Source organism: Microbulbifer sp. CNSA002 (assembly GCF_047324085.1).
Lineage (GTDB): Bacteria > Pseudomonadota > Gammaproteobacteria > Pseudomonadales > Cellvibrionaceae > Microbulbifer.
In genome coordinates this window covers 3,322,664-3,342,488 of the sequence record NZ_CP172449.1, presented here as the reverse complement: position 1 = coordinate 3,342,488, position 19,825 = coordinate 3,322,664, and the positions used below count along the sequence as shown (strand labels likewise).

At 46.0% G+C, this 19,825-nt stretch carries 19 protein-coding genes; 18 read left to right on the top strand and 1 reads right to left on the bottom strand.

The window, feature by feature from the left end:
- Positions 1 to 28 precede the first annotated feature (28 nt).
- The 15 genes from ACG1BZ_RS14830 (at position 29) to ACG1BZ_RS14760 (ending at position 14,048) form a co-directional block, all read left to right on the top strand.
- On the top strand, positions 29 to 475 hold the full coding sequence (locus ACG1BZ_RS14830) for a hypothetical protein (RefSeq protein WP_413662490.1): 447 nt from the start codon (positions 29 to 31) through the stop codon (positions 473 to 475).
- A 100-nt stretch (positions 476 to 575) separates the two neighbouring features.
- Positions 576 to 965 carry a DUF6678 family protein gene (locus tag ACG1BZ_RS14825; RefSeq protein WP_413662489.1) on the top strand — a complete coding sequence of 130 codons (390 nt, stop codon included), beginning with the start codon at positions 576 to 578 and terminating at the stop codon, positions 963 to 965.
- A 75-nt stretch (positions 966 to 1,040) separates the two neighbouring features.
- Positions 1,041 to 1,340 (top strand): hypothetical protein, encoded by a 300-nt coding sequence (locus ACG1BZ_RS14820; protein ID WP_413662488.1) that lies wholly within the window; start codon positions 1,041 to 1,043, stop codon positions 1,338 to 1,340.
- Between the two features lie 97 nt (positions 1,341 to 1,437).
- Positions 1,438 to 1,899: a hypothetical protein gene (locus tag ACG1BZ_RS14815; protein ID WP_413662487.1), complete on the top strand. Its 462-nt coding sequence runs from the start codon at positions 1,438 to 1,440 to the stop codon at positions 1,897 to 1,899.
- A gap of 82 nt (positions 1,900 to 1,981) precedes the next feature.
- Positions 1,982 to 2,368, top strand: coding sequence for a hypothetical protein (locus ACG1BZ_RS14810; protein ID WP_413662486.1), 387 nt, complete (start codon positions 1,982 to 1,984; stop codon positions 2,366 to 2,368).
- 191 nt (positions 2,369 to 2,559) lie between these two features.
- Entirely contained in the window at positions 2,560 to 2,967 is a 408-nt protein-coding gene (locus tag ACG1BZ_RS14805) for a hypothetical protein (protein ID WP_413662485.1), read from the top strand.
- Positions 2,968 to 2,993: 26 nt separating this feature from the next.
- The gene (locus tag ACG1BZ_RS14800) at positions 2,994 to 3,407 is read left to right on the top strand and encodes a phage tail tube protein (protein WP_413662484.1); all 414 of its coding nucleotides are present in this window, start codon (positions 2,994 to 2,996) and stop codon (positions 3,405 to 3,407) included.
- Positions 3,408 to 3,409: 2 nt separating this feature from the next.
- Complete coding sequence (locus ACG1BZ_RS14795) at positions 3,410 to 3,835, top strand: hypothetical protein (RefSeq protein ID WP_413662483.1); 426 nt, start codon at positions 3,410 to 3,412, stop codon at positions 3,833 to 3,835.
- A complete protein-coding gene (locus ACG1BZ_RS14790) occupies positions 3,835 to 4,101 on the top strand; it encodes a phage tail assembly protein T (RefSeq protein ID WP_413662482.1) in 267 nt (88 codons plus the stop codon). Before ACG1BZ_RS14795 ends, ACG1BZ_RS14790 begins: the two co-directional genes overlap by 1 nt.
- Before the next feature lie 3 nt (positions 4,102 to 4,104).
- Positions 4,105 to 6,315 carry a phage tail length tape measure family protein gene (locus ACG1BZ_RS14785; RefSeq protein ID WP_413662481.1) on the top strand — a complete coding sequence of 737 codons (2,211 nt, stop codon included), beginning with the start codon at positions 4,105 to 4,107 and terminating at the stop codon, positions 6,313 to 6,315.
- Positions 6,316 to 6,326: 11 nt separating this feature from the next.
- Positions 6,327 to 6,722 carry a hypothetical protein gene (locus tag ACG1BZ_RS14780; protein ID WP_413662480.1) on the top strand — a complete coding sequence of 132 codons (396 nt, stop codon included), beginning with the start codon at positions 6,327 to 6,329 and terminating at the stop codon, positions 6,720 to 6,722.
- Positions 6,723 to 6,724: 2 nt separating this feature from the next.
- Positions 6,725 to 11,422 (top strand): hypothetical protein, encoded by a 4,698-nt coding sequence (locus tag ACG1BZ_RS14775; RefSeq protein WP_413662479.1) that lies wholly within the window; start codon positions 6,725 to 6,727, stop codon positions 11,420 to 11,422.
- 10 nt (positions 11,423 to 11,432) lie between these two features.
- The gene (locus ACG1BZ_RS14770) at positions 11,433 to 11,816 is read left to right on the top strand and encodes a hypothetical protein (RefSeq protein ID WP_413662478.1); all 384 of its coding nucleotides are present in this window, start codon (positions 11,433 to 11,435) and stop codon (positions 11,814 to 11,816) included.
- Positions 11,817 to 12,209: 393 nt separating this feature from the next.
- The gene (locus ACG1BZ_RS14765; protein ID WP_413662477.1) at positions 12,210 to 13,082 is read left to right on the top strand and encodes a hypothetical protein; all 873 of its coding nucleotides are present in this window, start codon (positions 12,210 to 12,212) and stop codon (positions 13,080 to 13,082) included.
- A gap of 96 nt (positions 13,083 to 13,178) precedes the next feature.
- Positions 13,179 to 14,048: a hypothetical protein gene (locus ACG1BZ_RS14760; protein WP_413662476.1), complete on the top strand. Its 870-nt coding sequence runs from the start codon at positions 13,179 to 13,181 to the stop codon at positions 14,046 to 14,048.
- Between the two features lie 264 nt (positions 14,049 to 14,312).
- Here ACG1BZ_RS14760 and ACG1BZ_RS14755 read toward each other — a convergent pair whose 3' ends face one another.
- Positions 14,313 to 14,438: a hypothetical protein gene (locus tag ACG1BZ_RS14755; protein ID WP_413662475.1), complete on the bottom strand. Its 126-nt coding sequence runs from the start codon at positions 14,436 to 14,438 to the stop codon at positions 14,313 to 14,315.
- 566 nt (positions 14,439 to 15,004) lie between these two features.
- On the opposite strand from ACG1BZ_RS14755, the gene ACG1BZ_RS14750 reads away from it, so the two are divergent.
- The 3 genes from ACG1BZ_RS14750 (at position 15,005) to ACG1BZ_RS14740 (ending at position 16,620) form a co-directional block, all read left to right on the top strand.
- The gene (locus ACG1BZ_RS14750; protein ID WP_413662474.1) at positions 15,005 to 15,724 is read left to right on the top strand and encodes a hypothetical protein; all 720 of its coding nucleotides are present in this window, start codon (positions 15,005 to 15,007) and stop codon (positions 15,722 to 15,724) included.
- A gap of 43 nt (positions 15,725 to 15,767) precedes the next feature.
- Positions 15,768 to 16,172: a hypothetical protein gene (locus ACG1BZ_RS14745; RefSeq protein ID WP_413662473.1), complete on the top strand. Its 405-nt coding sequence runs from the start codon at positions 15,768 to 15,770 to the stop codon at positions 16,170 to 16,172.
- A gap of 214 nt (positions 16,173 to 16,386) precedes the next feature.
- Entirely contained in the window at positions 16,387 to 16,620 is a 234-nt protein-coding gene (locus ACG1BZ_RS14740; protein WP_413662472.1) for a hypothetical protein, read from the top strand.
- Positions 16,621 to 19,825: the final 3,205 nt, after the last annotated feature.

Here is a 19,825-nt window from a genome sequence, read left to right as displayed (position 1 = left end):
ATAAATGTTATGCATCACGGAAAGTACAATGAATAATTACATATTGATTAAGCACCAAGATGGTGATTGCACTTTCCAGGTAAAGAGCATTGAGCTGGCGTTGTATGAAACTGGATTAGACATAGAGATTCGCTCCAATGACAATAGAGACTGCTGTTTAGGTTTTTTACCGTCGCCATCAATTTATCTTGAAAATATAGCTATTTCCTCTGAATCGATAGGCTCAATTCAATATGAAGAGGTTGATATTGAGCTTGGGTGGGAACATGAGAATGGCGAGGAAAAGGAGGAGAATGTTTCCCGTATATACATGGGCGAGCATCTTCCATTAAATAAAACTAAGTTAATCCTAAGCAGGGTATCTGAAACAGAATTATCAATAGCTTTGCAATCAACTGCTTCCGATTTCAATTACTACGATGAGCGAGCAAAAGACAACCCTATTGAGGCTAAGGTGATATATAAAAATGCATAACAAATGCAGCAAGCAACGCCCAAGCAAGCTTGGGCTGGACCTACATTCCGCAGCTTCGCTGCTACATTTCGGCCGCTTCTGCAGGCGTTATACGTAGGCAATGAACGAAGAAACACTAAAATTTATTGAAGAGCGGCACCTTGTTTCGTATATGAACAAAACAAAGTGGCGAGAACTCGCTAATGCCATTACAAGTAACAGTGATTTCGAACCTCAAGTAAGGCTTAAATATCTACGAGACTTAGAGGCAATGCCTGGGTTTTCGCTGCTTGATTGGGAATGGGTTCGCTACGGTCAATCTAGCTGTATCGAGTGGATGGATATTGACCCATTCAAAAGAGAGCGAAGGGGCAACCTTTTGAGTGATAGAATTACTGACTTCAGTGGCTTTATAGCAACTGTTCTGAAAAAGTACAATATCCCATACTCCTTAGAAAATGGGTGTTACAGGGTATGGGGATATGCAGACCAGCAACCAGTTTTCGTATAACAAACGCAAGCACTCGGACCCGTTTTCCGCTGCGCTCAAAACGGCCCGGTGTTGCGGGCGTTATGAATAAAAACTATGTCTAATCTCAAAGACCGCCGATGGCGTCGAAAAGGCCTCGATAGAAAAATCGAGACTCCTTCATGGGGGGAACTTGCTTTTGGGAAAAAGCTTTTCAATTTGCGGCATATGTTACTAGCTGTATTTACTAGTGGCTTCATATCTTTTGCAATGCTATACCAGCTTATAACCTATGGACATTGGGAGGCCAAAGGAGCAAAAGTAGATGGTCCCGTGGGCTATGGTGTTGCCTTTATCCTTCTAGTAATTTTCATAGCCCTACTTATTGCGACTATTAAAGACTGGCGGAGAGGCTAATGCATAACAAAAAGCAGCACGATTGCCCACAAAATATGTGGGCTGGACGGCCTACGCTTTGCTTCGGCCGCCCGTGTGCTAGGCGTTATGTTTACTTATGAATAAAGTTCTTCTCGTGATTTCAAGCTTCCTCTCGGTTAGCTGTTTTGCTGTCGAAGTGCCCAATCCATGCCCTAGCCGAGTAGAAGGTACTGAGCATGGGTATAAAATGGATATAGACGCTTACTCAATAAAGAGTGAATTTGATGGCGAGCTTTATTATGTATCTATCTCCTTGCCTCAAAAATACAACTCAAGAGATTTGAGTAGTATTAATCTGTATAAAAAAGAACAAGGAAGGGTTAAGCTAGCGTCAGGGCTAGCCTTAGAAAGCGAAAGAGGTTTTTCCAAAGCATACTTTTATGCAGCTCCATCTGAAATTGAAACACTAAGCATTAGCGCTGTATATTTTTCTTACTATGAGTGTCAAGGAAAGTTAGTTTGGGACACAATGAGAGGGTATGACCTACCCATAAACATAACAAGGCGCTCAATGTCGCCTTCGGCGGGACAGCCTTAAGCGTGGCTTCGCCACAAGGCTGTCCATTACCTTGGCGTTAAGGTTCCGAATAGAAATGAGGAAATTTATAAGCTTACTGTTTATGTTTTCCGTTCCTACAGCTTATTGCTGGGAGTGCCCGGAAAACCCTTTTGACTTAGAGGAAAATTGGGATATTCGAAATCAAGTATTTGTGGCGCAAGTCATGAAGGGAACTTACGCTCCAGAAAACCCAATTGAGACATTTAGCTATGAATTGAGAATTACAGCTAAGCTAAAAGGGGAAGTAGCTGATAATCTTATGTTATACGGCGATTCAAGCTCGCGCTCTCTTGAGCTGTCTGGGGAGTATATATTTTTCATGGATAATAAAATGATGAGTTTATGTACACTAGTATTCCCTTTTAGCTTTTCCTGGGCTGAGAGAAATGACATTCGGGAGGCGGAATATGTCCGTAAAGTTATCAAACTTAGTGGGTACCAACCCTAACGAGTACAAGCAGGTTGCAACGGGCTTATGGCCCTTCGCAGGACGGCCTACGCTATGCTCCAGTCGCCCCAGTTGTAGTCGTTAGATTTTAAAATTGTACATTGATTTGTAGCGTTCTTTGCTCCGCAAATAGACACCCAAACCCGCACCGGCGGGTTTTTTTATACCCAAAATTCAAGGAGTGATCCCCAATGACCCAACGCATAACAATTCGCGATGCCGTGCTAAACAAACTGAAAACCCTATCCGGCTACACGTTCCCACCTCCTGGCACCACAGAAGAAATTGAATCAAAAAAACTGCCGGCGATTGTGGTGGGCTTTGCAGTTGAGAACATCGAACACGAAATGCATGGCGGTACCGAGCGGCAACTGGATCTGACGGTTGCTGCGGTAGTGAAAACTAGCGGTGATGTATATGCCGCGTTAGACCAGGCAGCAGCAGATATTGAAAGGGCTTTGCAGGATGCTTCTCTGGAGGACGTGTGTGATTTGTTCCTGCTCAGCCAAACCGAGTTTGCGCTGGATCAGGATCACCCATTAGGTGAAGTGCGCCTGACGTATAGCGCCAAGTATTCCACTGAACCCACAGACTTTTAACGAAACAACCCGATGAGGTTATGACTATGGCACAAGGTTATAAAACCAAGTTTTATCGCAGTGATGATGGCACTTCCTATTCTCAGGTGGCGGGCATGTTGGATCTTGAGCCCGGTGAAGAGTCTCGTGGTTCGGTTGATATGACTCCCATTGATGGCACCAGTGGTTATATGGACTATGACCCTTCGGGATTGCGTGATCCAGGTGAGGCCTCTATTACCTTGATTTGGAAAGAGAGTGATAGCGGTCAACAGTCTCTGCGTTCGGATTACGACTCTGATAGCAACAAGTATTACAAGGTCGAATACCCTGAGGGTACTACCGTCGAGTTTCTTGGTCATATTACCGGTTGGGGTAAGGCGGTACCTAAGGATGACAAGATTACTCGCACGGTTAAATTCAAGATCTCTGGTAAGCCCTCGGTAACAGCAGGTAGCTAGCCATGAATTTAGTTCCAGTCCCTATTTTAAAATCTGAAATAGTGCCTTTTGGTGAGCAAGAAGTTGAGCTATTTGAGCTGAGTGCTTACCACCGCTGTGAATACCTGCAGAAAACTACCGAGGACATCCCCCTGCCTCAAAATGACGACGTTCCAAAAACCGAACTGGAATCCTTTGGCCAGCTCTGGTCTTTTCGTGCTGGGGAAGTTAGCAATAAATTATTGCTGATTGCCTACGCAATTTGGATGAAGCCGGACTGTCAGGATTCGGTGGAGCAGATTCATCAGAGACTTATCCGCAGTATCACTCCTGAATTGATCGATGCGCTCTATGTGCCTGCGGCTAAGCTATCCGGCCTTTTTGTAGAGATACCCGATGAGGGTGAGGGTAGCGATACGGAAGGTGAGGACAGCGAAAAAAAAGGCTAGTGCCGGGTTTTCTCTTTGCCCGGCAGCTCGCGCGGGATTTTAACCGTCCCGATTATTTCAATATGTTGCGCTCCATGAGTTCTACCGAGTTGGATCACTGGTATGAATTCCACTCCGAGCGGCCCTTACAGACCGAAGTCCAGCAGTGGCAACTCGCCCATATCGCTGCCGGCACCCTGGGAGGCAAAGTCTCTCAATACCTACCTCAAGCGCACAAACCCAAAACCGTGCAACAGCAAATCGCAATCTGGAACTCCATGAGTTGAGCAATGGCAAAACAAACTTCCATGGCCACGATGGTGGCCAACTTGGAGCTGCGCTCCACTCAATATAAGCGGGAGATGGATCAGGCTACTGCACGCAATAAAAAGCTAACCCGAGAACTGAAGTCCACCAGTTCAGCGGGGGATATGTTTGGCCGTTCCATGCGCGGAGCTGCACAGGGTGTCGCCGCTATCGATGGTCCCTTGGGGGGTGTTTCTGGTCGAGTCGGTGCGCTTAATGGATTGCTTACCAGTGGGAACTTGGCATGGGCGACTTTTGGTGTCGCGATCGCTGGTGTCACAGCCGTGATGTACAAAAGTATTCGTGCTGGTGAAGAAATGGAGCGGGGTCAGCTCAAGATTGAGGCACTGCTGAAGGCGACCGGTAGTGCCAGTGGTCGAACTGCAGAGCAGCTGGATGAACAAGCCCGTTCAGTGGCCCGCGCAACCCTGGCTAGTGTTACTGGTATCCGTGAAGCTCAGGGCATATTGCTCACCTTTAAAGGTGTTCAAGGCCCGGTATTCGATGATGCTATTCGCCTCAGCCAGGATATGGCAGCGGTGATGGGAGGCGATGCAAAGAACGCGGCACTTCAGTTAGGTAAAGCGTTAGAGGAACCCTCAACCGGAATCACCGCACTGAAGCGTGCCGGTGTCAGTTTCACGGCTGCAGAAAAGGAGCAGATCAGGACTCTGGAGCAATCGGGACGTGTCGCCGAAGCTCAGCGCATGATTCTGTTAAAGCTTGAGCAGCAGGTGGGCGGTGCCGGTGCTGCTGAAGCGGGTGGTCTCACCGGTGCTACCGATTCCCTGGCGCAGTCCTGGCAGGAGTTTCTGGAGGGGCTCAGTGAAACTGCGGGCTCCACCGGTATTGCGACATCCGGTATTAATAAGTTAACCGGTGCCGTGGATACCCTGCGGCGCGGACTCGCTCCTACCGATGAGGAAAAGCAGCGCAATCAGTTTGCTGAACTGCATGAGCAGTATGTTTGGCATCAGCAGATGCTAGCCAAGGCAGAAGCCGAAGGCATTCAGGTTCAGGTCGAAATCCATCGCAACAGATCTGAAATGATACGCGACCAACTTGCTGAGCTACAGAGTGAACAAATAGCCGCGCAAAAAAAGCGGCAGGATGAAGAGAGGAGAGCCGAAGAAGCCGCGGCAGCTGCGAGAGAGCAATCTGAGCGTGATCGTATAGCTCAGCAGCGTGCAATGGCAGAGGAGGCCGGCACTGCTCAACTAATACAGCTGGATCAGTTCCTGGCCAATCAACAGGGCAAAATTAAGCTGGATCATGAACAGCGGCTCCAACAAATAGCTGGATTGCAAATTGCTGAGGAAGAGCTTACCAGGCGAGGATTTGAATCCATTGAGGCACTTCGTACTGAATATGCTGAGCGTGAGAAAGAGCGCTTCCAATTGGCCATGGCTGAAGAGCAGGCACGCACAGCCAGTGGTGAAGGCGAAGAGGGGCTGATCGGTGAGGATGGTTTAACTGAAGCAGAACGCCAACGCATGGTTGCCCGCTTGGAGACGTTGCAGCTTTCCTGGCTTACCGAAATGGAACAGCTGCAGGTACAACAAGATGAAGAAATGGCACTGCTGGATCAGGCATTCGCCAGCAAGTTAATTGCGCACGATACCTATGAGCGCAATCTCACCCTTTTAGAAAACAAACATCGAAAGCAGCGTGAAAAGTTCGAGAAGGCATCCAATAAAAGCAGACTTCAACTGTTTGTTACTGGAGCTAGCCAAGTGCTATCTGCAGCAGCGGCCTATAACCAAAAAGCTGCGAAAGCAGAGATGGCAATGGCCGTTTTCTCTACCGGGGTTTCCCTTGTAAAAAATATCGCAAAAGCTTCTGAAATTGGATACCCGCAAAATATTCCCATGATTGCCGGCGCTATTGGTCAGGGCATTCAAATAGCTGGGATGCTGTCTGATTTGCAAGCGCCCAGCGGCGTTTCAGGCAGTGCTGCCGCACCCAGTATCAGCACAACGGGTTCAGCCGTAGAGAGCCCTGGTGTGTCTGGTATTGATGAGGTAGTCGAAGGGGAATCGCAACAACCAGCTTCTCAAGTGATTATCCAGATTCAGGGAGATGTCGTTGGCGATAGCGGTGAACGATTTATAGAAGAAATTCAAACCAAGATGAGTGAGGGAGAACTGGTGCTGTTCGATAAGAACAGCCGTCAAGCTCTAGAGCTTACTGGATAAAGGAGTAGCTCATGCTGATTCAATACACTCCAACTCGCTCACTAGTTGGTGATGGTAGTGACTTCCAGATTGAAGCGAAGTTGAAGCGCTATGACAGCAGTGACCGGCTTGAAGGTAAAGAACATAAAGCGCTCAGTGGACAAAGCGAGTACACGGTCTATCGCCTCGAAGAGGAATACGTTTGCCAGACAGTGCCGCTCAAGCTTACCAGTACAGAGCTCGTACGCTGGCGTGAGTTCAAAAGAAGCTGCGCGTTCGGTGAGTTCTTTACTTTCGATGCTTACGGAACGTTAGCGCTTGCTGATGATCCCCAACAAGTGCAGCTCAAATTTAAATCCTTCAAAGAAAAGCGGCAGAAAGATGGTCGCTTTATCTTCTCGTTTACCACGGTTCAAGTGATTGCTTAATTATGCGCAACAACACTGAAATATTTGATTTGCATAACCAGGCTCCGCAGCGGCAATTGCGATTGGTGATTGAGATTGGCTATGACATGCCGCTCTATATCAGTAGTCATACGGATATTCCCGGGCTTCCTGCCAATGCGATTCTTGGGACCTTAAAGAAGTGCAGTTCCACCAGCCAAAAAATTATTCCTGAGCAGGGGTTGGCACAGATAGGAGCAATCTCCTTTGAAGTGGTTGATATCGCCGCTCAGTTATCCTATGTACTGCGTGATGAGCTGGAGCAGGGGCGCGGTATTAAGGGAAGTACAGTCCGCTTATATCAAGGTTTTGCTGGCCTTGCTTGGGAGGATTTTAGGCTTGAGCAGACTCAGATTGCTGAGGAGTCTATTTCTTACACGAACGGTATTTACCGTGTGCGTTGCCGGGATATTCAGCGGGCAATGCGCAGTGATATTTTTGTACTTAACAGTACGCGCTTATCTGCAGACTTCTCTAAATCTGACGTTACCCTACAAGTTTACGATGCAAGCAGCTTCGAACCAAACCCGCACACCTCAGCCTATGGCGATGCCCCGAATCAATCAGTTTATTACCTGAAAATTAAGTATCAGGATGGTTTCGAAATTGTTCGGGCTACCGGTAAAACCGATAGTAGCTTTACTGGCTGTACTCGAGGCCTATTCGGTACCTATGCCTGTGACCATATACTCCCAGAAGACAGCGATGATGAAAGCGGGGTAGAAGTAGAAGAGTTTGTCTACCTGGAAGGTCCAGGCCCTCAGCTGGCGTATGCGCTCCTTACTGGCGCTATCTTAGGTACCGATGATGCACTGCCCAGCAATTGGCATCTAGGGATAGATCCTAACTATGTGGTCCTCGATCAATTCGAAAATATAGGTTCAGACTGGTACAAGCCCAGCGACCACTCCAAAGGTAAGATTTTAAGATTCGACGGACTCGAAGAAACGGATGGCAAGAAGTTTATCGAGACTGAAATCAATCTGCTGCTCGGTGCATTTATGCCAGTTAATGCTGCCGGCCAGTTGGGGTTTCGTCGTATGGCTGGAGTACTCGCCGACTCTGGAAGTGTAGCGACAATTGGTCCTGATGATGTTACCAGCCTTGGTGAGCTGAAATATAGCTTGGCGGGTGTGCGGAATGTATTTTCGGTTGAATGGAGTTGGTTTGAGCAGCCTGGATTTGATGGCAAGTATCTGCGTACAAACCACGTACTTGATGCTGATTCAATCGCTGTTCATGGTGAGGCAAAACAGCATACTTTGGCATTTAGAGGGCTCCATAATTCACGCCACACCTACACTACGATTAAAAACACTTTTGATGCGCTTAGGGATCGCTTTGCCGGCCCTCCATTGAGCCTGCGCTTGGGATTACTGCCCAGTAAAAACGATCTGGAAGTGGGGGATATCGTACGGGTGAGCTTACCGCAGCTGCGTGATCACTCGATTCGTGGTGATAGGCCCTACGATTTTAATTTCGCCAGTGATAATGAAGGCTGGATACCTCGTGATGGTATTACCACCTCCATTGTGAATGATGGAGTGCTGGCGATTAATGTCGTTGGTGAGAATCCCTGGATTAGCCGCAGTTTCTCCCCCACTTTTCCGGGTGCAGATCTGCCCTATCTGAAATTGCGCATTCGTCGCACCAGTGATGAGCCGATCGCTGCAGGTACAGGCAGTAAACTGTTTTTCAAACACACCGGAAGTAGCAGTTATTTTTCAGCGGGCGCGGATGAAATGCTCGATCTCATCGAGCGCATGAACAGTGTTAAAGATGAGTGGCAAGAATTTGTATTGGATCTATCCCAGGAGGACGACTGGACCGGCGGTGATATCGAGCTAATCCGCATCGATATAGGCCATGACCACACTGCAGACTATAGCTATGAGCTGGATTACATCCGGCTACTTCCTGCTTTAGGGATGGATGAATACAGCTTAGATCGGGCTATGGAGGTTCAGAGAGTCAGTATTAACCAAGTGACGGGCGCGGTCAGTGTTGACCTGTTCGGAAGCTACCAACCTGCCGGCATGATTGCCGATCAATCCGAAAGCACCAGCGCTGAATTGCCAGATGAGTGGTATGAGAGTGAGGGTACTGCAATGGCGGCTGCCGGCCTCAGCATTGATGCCAGCGGTTTTTTAAGTGCCGACGGCCTATTAACTGGCGACACTAACAGCCGAGTGATTTATTTCCATGCCGGTGACCTCACAATTCCAGCAGAGCGAACCCTTTCTGTTAGTGACAATGTAGAGCTTCGTATTCGCGGCGTATTGCAGGTAGAGGGAGAATTGATTGGTATACCTGGCAACAAAAGCAGGGGGTTTCTGGGGTCGTGTCGCGGGGGCTCTGGTGAGATGTCAGGCGTATCTGCTTCAGCCCCAACGACTTCTGCTTGCAGTGGCGAGCTGGTTGTTGGTCGCAACGAAGTAATGCCGCAGCTTAATATTGAAAACTATGGTGGCGAATTGCAGGGCATTCCTGATGATCTGCGTGGTAGTGGCGGAGCGGAGGGAGGCAAATCCTATCACTATCAACCTGGGGATTGGGCCTATGACCCCAGCGGTTTAGGCGGTGCTGGAGGAGGCGGCGGTGCGGGGATAGTAGCTATTGCCCGGGGCATTGCATTTGGAGTCAGCGGCAAAATTGATAGCTCTGGCGGAGATGGGATTCCAGGCACGAAATTATCCGGCTCCCCGGGTAATTACGGTGGAAGTGGTGGCGGCGGTGCACCGGGTGGAGTTGTTCTTTTAGTGGACGGCACTGATAACCCGATGCCGGTGCTTACCAATAGCAAAATTATTGCTTGCTATGGCGACAGCCCGGATAGCCCAGGGCGTGCCGGGCTAGGGGGGACCTGTCTCGGTACTAACGCCGTGCGCTTGCTGTTTGTACCGAAATCGCGTGTAGCCTATCCAGACCACGGAGATCCCGCACTCGACCCCGACGTTAAAGCCGCCCTGGATGCCGCCGATACTGCTCAGGCCTCTGCTGAAGCTGCACAGGCAGATGCTGATGCGGCCCTGGATGATCTGGCTAGTATTGCCGCTGATGGAATCCTGCATCCCACAGAAAAGCTCCAGGTGATTCGTGAATATAGCCAGCTCATTGCCGAGCAGGCTGGGATAGAAACCCAGGCTAACGAATACGGTATTACCGATGAGAAAACCGATTACACAGCAGCAATTAGCGCTCTGGCCAGCTACCTTAACGGGCTCACGCCAACCTGGAATGATGCAACCGCGAGCACCCCGATAAGTCGGAGTATTTGGGAGGCAAACTGGGAGTATGTTTATGAGCAGCGTCAGGCATTGCTAAGAAAAGTTTCAGAGCGTGCTGCAGAAGGGGCGCGCCTCGCAGGATTAGGCAACAACCTTTTGCCTGGCAGTTTGTCTGTATTTTCTGGATATGCCTTGCCCCCATTTTTTGGAGGCTCCAGATACAGCTTATCAGTGGCAACGGTAACCTCCCCACCGAACTCGCGATGCTTGCAAGTCGATTTTACTGGCTCTACAGGCCAGGGGATGTGGCTTGATTTTCGTCACTATGAAGGCCAACGAGTTTTTGAAGTGGAGGAGGGCAAAACCTACATCATCTCTGCTTGGAGCCGGACAAAAACTCAAACGATGGATGTGAGAATTGAACTGCGTAATGCCGATGACGAGAATTCTCATTTTGGCTACTCGCCATACTTATCCTACGGTTATTGGTTTTCCCGTCGTAGCTGGACTGTGACTGCTACTGGTTCCGGATTTTGTTATCTGAGAGTGGCAGCGGTCAATTTAGATGCAGAGGAATACTTACGTTTTGATTGCTTAATGATTGAAGAGGCAATTGGAAACCAGACCAAGCCAAGTAGTTATTCTCGGCCTAGTGGAGGGTATACCGACCCTGAAACTGGAATGATATTTGACCAGCGTGGCCTACCTCAAAATATTGGTAGCGTCGCGAGCTTGCCCACCAGTAGTACGGTGCTATCAGGATCCGATAATGGCTCGTCCGCAAAAATAACGATTTCTGCCCATACCGTTCAGTATGCGGGATTTACGGTTAGCTATAACAGCGGATCTATTACCGGGCTAAATTTTTCAACTACATACTATGTTTACGTGAATGACGCCGACTATACCGGTGGTGGGGTCACTTATTACGCAACCACGGAAATTTGGCAGCTTGCGGCCGGGATTGGCCGTAGAGCAATAGGTACTATCACTACTCCTGCCGATGGTGGGGGAACGACAACCCCGCCAGATCCCTTTTGCGTGGACTATGACACAGTTTTGTCGGATGGACGCTACGTGCGAGATCTCCAGCCTGGTGATTTGGTTGAGTGCATCGATATGCATACTGGTGAACGCGGGGAATTTCCATTGCGTGCAATGGGCGAAGGTGAGGAAGAGTGTTATAGCCTGCGCACTCCCGAAGGGGCAGAGATATGGCAGTCAAAGTCCACCCCTATGGATTTACCGGATGGTTCAATGGTGCGTACCTCAGAAATGCTAGGCAAACCGGTTTACGTGCTTAGCAATGGTGTCACGCAACTGTCTGTGGTTTCAGTGCTGCAAAAGCTAAGTGTGCGCCGTGTGTTAAAGCCCGATTTGGGCAATCGCATGTTTTTTGCCGGCCGTAAGTCTGATCTAACTATTGCTACCCATAACGCAACTTATAAACCCTAAGGAGGGTGGAATGCCCAGCTTTTCCCCGAAAACTATTGATAGCCTTGAGGCTTGGCAGTTCGCCTATACCATTGATGATGGCCATAGCGCCGGCACTATTGTCAGAGCTTCAATAACTTCCAAAGCTGAGGCTGCAACCTCTGATGCCCAGGCCGCAGCAGTATTGAAATGCACCATTGCCGTGATTGACGATCAGGGAAATTTACTAACTGACGCAGCCGGCGATGAAATGAGCAGCGTCTATGTAACTACAAAAACGCTACAGACTGATGCAGGTCAGACAGTAAATGTTGCTGACCATATAGCAGACTTGGTATCCGACTGCATCGTTGAAGTTGCGAATCGCCTTGCTGTACATAGCTCAATTGCAGCTTTGGCAATTCCGAATGGATAACTAAAACAATCGGTGGCCAACCGGCGGGAGATATTGTTGGCGGTTATTGGGGATGCAGGCAGTAACTTTACCCAGGTGATTACGCAACCTCTATCTGCGTAAAAATATTTATTGGGATAACTAGATTTATTAGTAGTGCCGTATTTAGTTTTTATTATACCTGGTACGGTTAGAGGGGAAAAAATTTTGTAGGGGTAGGAATGGGTGAAATACAATGCTTCGGGCAGTTTTAGCCTAGTAAACTGATAAAGTTATTTTTCCAAATTGGAATTTGCCAAGACTTCGAATAAATGCTTGATTGTCAAGGAACTGGTCTTGCTTTATCGGGGTTCGGCTCTAAAAAACTGTTCAAAGTGTTGTTGTATTTCACAATGTAAGTAATGGAATGTAGTTTTGAAAGAATTGACAAATAAATACCCTCAGTGCAGAGCTGTATTAAAAAATGCTATCGCTAGTGCAGCTTTAATCTGCGCATCGACATTAGTTCAGGCGGAAACGATAAGCACAAAAATAGACCTGGGCGAACCGTACCCATTTATAATGGAAGATGGGGTTGACTACGAAGTAGATTTGGATCTTGGTTTTCAGTTCGATAGCATTGACAAAATTTGTATCAATACCGAAATTAAAGATGCAGATGCCTCCTCGGTAGGTTATGGAGTGATAGCTGAAGCAGTAGAACCTGGCAATATCATTAGGGGTATAATGCATATGAGCCTTATCGGTTATTCAGTTTCCGTTTCAACTCCAGAAAATCCCAACCCTCCTCCTCAGATAGAAGATGTCGTTTTTTGTGAAAATGAAAGTAGTATTTTGGCAAATAACTTTCTTGATGGAGAGAGTGAGCTTAAACTCCGTGTGTCTGGTGGTTTCGTAGAATTCTGGGATATTGAGGTAGTTGTTGAGGGTGATGTTTCGGATATTCAGCTGGCGATTGAGCTTGATGAGCCTGTCGAGTTTTCAGTGCCTTCCTATGGGGGGAGAGTTAATTATGATGCGAGTATTCGTAATTTAGATTCTGAGAAATCACTGGTCACATTCGAACAGTGGAGTGTACTCAAATTCCCCAATGGGGATTATTATCCCATTCATAAATCAAGGGATGTGGTATTAAATTATTCTGAGTCGAAAGATTACACTAGAAATTATCTAAACGTACCTGCTTGGTTCGAAGCTGGAGATTACGAGCTAATTTGGTATGTAACTGATCCAAGTACCGGTAGTCGAGTGAAAGATAGTCTGCATTTCACAAAGAGTGCTGACTAAGTTTTAAGCTGCTAGCGAGCTGAGGCGCTCTTGTGTTTTAGCTACTCTATTCGAAAGAATCGTTATACTTCATAACATATTAAGTGAATTATTATTTTGAAAAAGCTGACTATAAATCAACCTTTGCATAGATCTGTGTTAAAAAAATCTATCAGTGCCATCGCGTTAACCTGCGCATCAACATTAGTTTATGCAGATACGATCAGTACAAAAGTAGACCTGGGTGAGCCGTTCCCCTTTAGAATGGAAGATGGGGTTGAGTATAAGCTAAATGTAAATGTCGGATATCAATTTGATACCATTGATAAAATTTGTATCAATGCTGAAGTTGATAATGGAACTGCTAACTCAGTATCTTATTCTCCGAAAAATGAATCTGAAAATCCTTTTCTCGCTTTTGTTCCGCAAAAGTGGTGGTTGTATAGGACCATAGAATTTCCAACACCTGAAAACCCTAACCCTGTTTCACAGTTGCAAAAAAATATCAATCTTTGCAGTGATGAAAATGGTGTCTTAGCAAATAGCTTTCTCGATGGAGAGGGTGAATTTACATACACTGTGTCCGATGGTTATATAGACTTTTGGAACTTTGAGCTGGTTGTAGAGGGGGATATTTCTGACATTCAGGTGGCGGTTGAGCTTGATGAGCCCGCTGAGTTTTCAGTGCCCTCCTATGGGGGGAGAGTCAATTATGATGCGAGTATTCGCAATTTAGATTCTGAGAGGTCATTGGTCACATTCGAACAGTGGAGTGTGCTCAAATTCCCCAATGGGGATAAATATCCCATCCATAAGTCACGGGATGTGGTGTTAAATTATTCTGAGCCCAAGGATTACACTAGAAATTATCTGAACATACCAGCTTGGTTTGAAGCTGGAGATTACGAGCTAACTTGGTATGTGGCTGATCCAAGCACTGGGAATCGAGTGAAAAATAGTATGCATTTTTCAAAGAGTGCTGACTAAGTTTTAAACATGCTGGGGCGCTCTTGTGTCCCAGCTGCTCTAGAAGGCCGCGCAAAATACTCCGGCAACCATAAGTAGCAATCAAAGACAGAAGTTTGAGCGAATCCTACCGGTATGGTGGGGGGGGCGACTAAAGGCCTATTTTCCCCAGTAGTGGGCGGTGGGTAATGGATGCGGCGTTTCAGAATTGCCACTCCAGGGCAGGCAAGCAGCGAATCGCATTAAAAGCGGGCTACTTGCCTACGACAGTTAAGCTTGAGCGGACTATTCGTCGCCCTTCGGCTTATCCTTAATCGGTGCGCACATGCCGCCGCCTATGTACTCCTCACCAGTTGGGCAAGGATCAATTACGGCTTCGGGTCCGGCAATAATATTAGTATCAAATAGCATTTTGTATTTCCTTTTTAAATGCATTGCGGAATTTGAAATTATCAAACTTCGAAAGTTGGCGCAATATTCAATGTACCCTTTTTGGTGCCTATCCGTACCAGAACAAACTAGCTAAGGGTGGATTTAATCTGGTGCCGACCTCTTTGCTCTTTTTTTGTTCTTTGCCATTGTATCCCCAAGTGCTTACTTTATCCTATTTGTAAGGCTTGCAACCCATTGATTTGAAACAGATTTTAGAGAATAAAGGATGCAGATTTTCGGGCTGCGGGGTACAGTACCCTGGTTAGTAGTGAGATAGGGCAAGTTAGGAAGCAATTAAAGGGTGCAGTTTTAGTGTCGCCGCGCGGTACCAGAAAATGAAGCAGGACGGTGATGAGCTTATTAAAAATTTTGAAGTTTGATTCGAGCTGTTTCAGTCAAACCTGAGTATTGAATCCTTTATTAAGAGCGTTATTTGAAGTATCTATATGTCCCAAAATAAGCATAACCAGGCTAAGCAAGGCCGCACAGCCCAAGCTGGGCGGCTGCTATTGCTGGCAGCGTTAGGTGGTCAAGGAGAGTCATGAGTGAATAGAGATCCGGGCGAAGTATTGAGCAAAGCCAGAAAGGCCTATCAGGATGAAGATTACCCGGCGGCTTTGGAAAATTATCAATGGTTTTATCACAATGCATTGGATGTAGATGAGGCTTATTATGGAGTTAGGCTGTCCTATTGCCTAGGTGAGTGGGCAGATTTAGGGAGGGAATTTCCAGAAGCTGCTGATGCATTGCTCCAATTAAAGAAAGTAACTTTGTCAGACTTTTCTAGCACGAAGTCTAGAGAGGCTTTCCATGAGTATTCTAGAATTTGCGAGTACCTAGAGTGCAAAGAAGAGGTATATGATCAGTTCCTTGCTGTTTATGGCTCAGATAGGGAGCTTGCTGAGAAACTGTTTCCTTATGTCTATGAATACTGTGCTTCAAACGAAAAGTGGGATATTTGCCGAGAATATCTTGGTACTGGCAACAGCCAGTACAAGCAATCACTTGAAATGTTTGACCAGATGATGGAATTTGTGGAAGAAAATTCAGGTGAGGTAGGTGAATCTCTATATAGAGATGCTGCTGCGATCATAAAACAGGAAGCTCTATGGATTTTGAATATGCTCAATCATATAAACGCGCCAGGCGAATATGAATCCGCTATATCTAAAATGGAGTCTGATTTTAAGAAAAGAGGCCGTGGAAGTATATATGAACAAATCTGCGAGGTTGCACCTCACAATCAAAGACAGTCAACGCTGTAAAATGCATAGCCGTTTCGGGTATTTTGCCTCATAGGAGAGTTAAGTGCTAAATAAATTTTTGTCCGGAGTCACCTTGGGTGCGGGGTTTTCGATTTCGGCTCTATGTGTTTATACGATATGGATGTTTTATGTCTTTCCGCTGTTAATTGATCAAAGTTTTACTTCCAAACTTGAGGAGACTGAGAATTTGAGTCAGCTTCAGCATTATGAAAATACCCCCAATTTTCATAATTTGCCTGTCGATGATCAAATTGAATTGGCTACAGCTATCATAATCGTGAAGTTTGAAGAGGGTGACAATGGAAGTTACAGAAGCGTAGTTGAAGAAATTCTCAAAAAAGAAGATGGGATTGAGCTCTACTATAACGTAGGAGAGGTGTACGAAGAGGCCCCGACTTACAACCGCTCAAAAAACTTTATGCAAGAAAGAGCGATTGTTTTTATGTAAGGAAATCCTGCAACTATGAGGTTTTCGACAACTTTTGAAGGTGAGAGGATCATTGGATTGGGTGGTATTTCACTGGCCTTGTTGAGAGAGAAGTGTAATGGCGCATAGCAAGCCAATAAACTTTTCGCCTTTAGTGGTGCCGGGCAGCTTACACTTAGGTTCGCTGTGTTACAGCTGAAGGTTATTGGGACTTTAAATGGCATAAGGAGGGTAAATGAAATCATTTATCATTAATTTTGTCGGCTTAGTTGGATCTTGGGATATGATTGATCTTGCGTCCGAAAGCTCGCTTAACTCTATTTTTGCCCCTCTTTTATGTACAGGCTTCCTGATTTCCAGTGTGATCTGGATTATTGTGAAGCTCAAAGTAACTCATGGCTCTAGCTTTGATGGTGACTTTGGCAGTGGTGGTTTTGGTGGCGGAGATGGAGAGGATGGTGGGTGTTAAATCACTTGACAAGTTAATTCTGTCGACCGCAGTTTTCTTTGTACACCGTTTCTATTTCTGAAATTTGATATGACATAACACGGACATTTTGACTGCTGTGCAATCCTTATCCTCGCCTGTTCCCGCAGGCGATCGCCCATTGTTATACGCCTACATAAAATCAATGAACCTAGAAGATTTTAAATTGTGATTAATTTCAGGGTTCTGTAAGTAGTTGTCCATCTACCAATTAGTCTGAGTAGCTTATATTCACTTGCTAGAATCTGTCAATGCGTGGAATTATTTTGTGCTACCTAATAAGTCAAGGGTAATAAGTAAAGATAAAGAATAGGTAAAGAGTAAAAGGTCTAATTTTAAGGAAGTAGGAATTCTCGAGACTTTCTTCTTGTGTGTGCTCCATCAAAAAAAATTGTGTTGGGTATTGTCATCTTTTTTCATCTTGGGTATCGTCAAAGGCGAAGAAACAGAAGTAAGGAGATTTATCATGCAAGTAGAGACTGATATCACAGCAGGCCCTGACACTTCGATCAATCCTATTCCCTAACAATAGATCGCTGAGGCTGGCTTAGTTCGCCTCACTACTGATTTCTCAAGCATATAAGGAAAGTTGTTATGCAAGTAGAGACTGACATCAAAGCAGGTCCTGATTCTGCAATAAACCCTGTTCCCTAGTAATAGGGCAGTTAGGTTCGCTTAGCTCGCCTCACTACTGATTTCTCAAACATATAAGGAAAGTTATTATGCAAGTAGAGACTGATATCAAAGCAGGTCCTGATGTTGCAATAAACCCTGTTCCCTAGTAATAGGGCAGTGAGGTTCGCTTAGCTCGCCTCATTACTGATTTCTCAAGCATATAAGGAAAGTTGTTATGCAAATAGAGACTGATATCAAAGCAGGTCCTGAATCTGCAATAAACCCTATTCCCTAGTAATAGGGCAGTGAGGTTCGCTTAGCTCGCCTCATTACTGATTTCTCAAGCATATAAGGAAAGTTGTTATGCAAGTAGAGACTGATATCAAAGCAGGCCCTGATTCTGCAATAAACCCTGTTCCCTAGTAATAGGGCAGTTAGGTTCGCTTAGCTCGCCTCATTACTGATTCCTCAAGCATATAAGGAAAGTTGTTATGCAAGTAGAGACTGATATCAAAGCAGGTCCTGAAGCTGCAATAAACCCTGTTCCCATGTAATAGGGCAGTTAGGTTCGCTTAGCTCGCCTCATTACTGATTTCTCAAGCATATAAGGAAAGTTGTTATGCAAGTAGAGACTGATATCACAGCAGGCCCTGAATCTGCAATAAACCCTATTCCCTAGTAATTGGGCAGTGAGGTTGGCTTAGCTCGCCTCACTACTGATTCCTCAAACATATAAGGAAAGTTGTTATGCAAGTAGAGACTGATATCAAAGCAGGTCCTGAAGCTGCTATATCTCCTATTCCCTAGCAATAGGGCAGTGAGGCTGAGCTTAGCTCGCCTCACTACTGATTTATCAAACGTATAAGGAAAGTTGTTATGCAAGTAGAGACTGATATCAAAGTAGGTCCTGACCCCGCGCTAAATCCTATTCCCTAGCAATAGGGCGGTGAGGTTGGCTTAACCAGCCTCACTGACTACCAGGGCTTACATTATCCAGAAGTAGCAGCTAACTTCTAAGCTGGATCTGAAGCGCAGACTTACATGAGCCCTGACTGATAATTCCTTTGTGAGTTGGCGGATACACGGTGCAGATCTCAGCCTCAATCCCCAATTAATCACCAATTCTCCGGTCGTTTCATGCCATATTTTAATGGCAACTCAATGCAGAAGGTGCTGTAGCGTCTTCAATTTGATCGCCCCTTGACTTCTGTGAGCGCAATATAGTTTTGTTCTCTCTGGGCGGGCAGTTATCTAGCAAAACATAAGTCTGGAACGCAGTTTACCAATGTCGGATATAGGCCCGTGCTATCAAGAGAAGAGCTTGAGCTGATTTTGAAGGGCGCGGCTAATGTGTCGGTGTGGTATTTTTAATTTAATTAAGGGCGCCAGACTGGAAAAGGGTGGTTTCCATTTGTAAGTAGATCGTGGGCAAGTCAGTCATAGAGTTGGTCCAGCTACCTTGCTAGTAGGGGCAGTAATAAGTAGATGGTGAGGCAGGTGTATTACTTTCTTGATTTTGCAATTCAGTGGAATCGGTTACCGGCGATTGCAGTTTGACTTCTGTTCAAATATACAGTTTTCGCGTGTGCCAAAAATTGATTAGTTGAGTAATTATGGGCTTTGCAGAGCGGATGAGCCGCCCCATTGTTTGCACACAGTTTGCTATAACTGCATGATAATTAATAAGTCTTCTGGCTGATTGTGGCTCCTGAGGTCGCGGGTTCGATCCCCGTCGGCCACCCCAGATTCTTCCTTGTTTATCATGGACTTAAAGCCCCGTCTCGTGCGGGGTTTTTTCGTTTCTGATTCCGGTATGGTAATTTTGGCCTTAGTTTATGTTGAGGTTTTGATTCCATCAATTGGTACGGGGGGGCTTTGAGGGGGAATGATAAAGAAGAAGGAATCATAGATCTGAAAATTGAGGTTGGCGATATGAATTAATTTTCTCCTTTTTTTGGCAAAAAACTTCTCACAAGAGGGGGAAGTTGATGAGGCGATAGAGATCTTACAGAACCTCAAGGGTGGAATTAAAGTCAACCTTGTCTTTTAGAGGGGCTGGGGGAGTTGTTACTGGGCTGGCTTGAGTCTGAATGCCCAAGAAAAGTAATAGATAGGGTGGGGTTGAGGGAGGTTGTTAGCAATCTGCTTTAGCATTTTTATTACAAGAGGCCGCATGTGGCTATGATACAAAGCGTTGACGCTACAATTGGAGGAGTTCCTGTTGCAAAAATAGCTCTGTGGATTTCTATTATTTTTGGGTATATTGGTAGTTTTTTCTCTGTTTCTCAATGTAGCTAAAATAAATTTATAGAGTTTTCCTCTGGGTCGATTAATAGGCTTAGCATTGAAGTGGAGGCTAAAATTGAGGATAGTAAAGGCCTCTCAGTATCTGTTGCTTTGCCATCATCAATCAAATTTTAACCTGTGACTCTTTCTTCCAATTCTGCAAGTCAACTACTGGTAGTGGCGCAGGTTAAGCTTCGAAAAAGGGAGGTATCTATAGTTGCTAGGATGAAGGAGTAGGAGTCGACAAGAACTGAGCCTGAAAATAAAAGGACAGCCGCTACAAAAT